General features: G+C 36.2%; 1 protein-coding gene. It reads left to right on the top strand.

Annotated elements, in window-relative coordinates; genetic code table 11:
- Positions 1-50 precede the first annotated feature (50 nt).
- Positions 51-828: serine/threonine transporter SstT (sstT, locus tag V7056_RS14710; RefSeq protein WP_499703102.1), on the top strand; the 778-nt coding region annotated here is incomplete at its 3' end.

The following is an 828-nucleotide window of genomic DNA, read 5'->3' as shown; positions in this document are numbered from 1 at the left end:
GAGAAAAACTAGTAGGATCAGATGTAATTTTCACAAGGGGGAGAACTTCAATGACAAATCTGATGAAAAAGTGGAATCAAATCAGTCTGGTAAAACAAATAGCTATAGGTTTGATTATTGGTATTATCTTGGCTATTACAATTCCAGAGGTAGCAAAACCTGTTACCATATTAGGCTCTTTATTCGTAGGAGCTCTAAAAGCTATTGCACCTGTTTTGGTATTGTTCTTAGTTATGTCAGCCATCGCTCAACATAAGAGTGGTCAACAAACAAATATGAAATCTGTTATTATTCTATATCTTTTAGGAACTTTTTTAGCAGGTTTAATTGCAGTAATTGTAAGTTTTATGTTTCCCGTAGGTTTGACACTGACAAAGGGAGTTGAGGAAGTAACGGCTCCTGGTGGTGTGACAGAGGTCCTTAAAGGTTTACTGTTGAACATCGTTGATAACCCGGTAAAAGCAATTTTTAATGCAAACTATATCGGTATTTTAGCTTGGGCGATCCTTCTTGGTTTGACATTAAAGAATGCCTCCGATACGACAAAAACAATGATATCTAATTTCTCTGATGCAGTTTCTAAAATGGTTACATGGGTAATTAAGCTTGCACCATTAGGAATCATGGGGTTAGTTATCGAGTCTATCACAACAAACGGAATTGAGTCTTTGCTAAGTTATGGAAAATTACTTTTCGTTCTGATTGGTTGTATGCTTTTAGTGGCTCTTGTTGTCAATCCAATTATCGTGTTTATTGCTATCAGGCAGAACCCGTACCCACTAGTATTTAGATGCTTAAAAGAAAGCGGTATTACAGCATTCTTTACTC

Source organism: Bacillus sp. JJ664, assembly GCF_036962205.1.
Classification (GTDB): Bacteria; Bacillota; Bacilli; order Bacillales; family Bacillaceae_G; genus Gottfriedia.
This window is presented reverse-complemented; position numbering and strand designations above follow the sequence as displayed.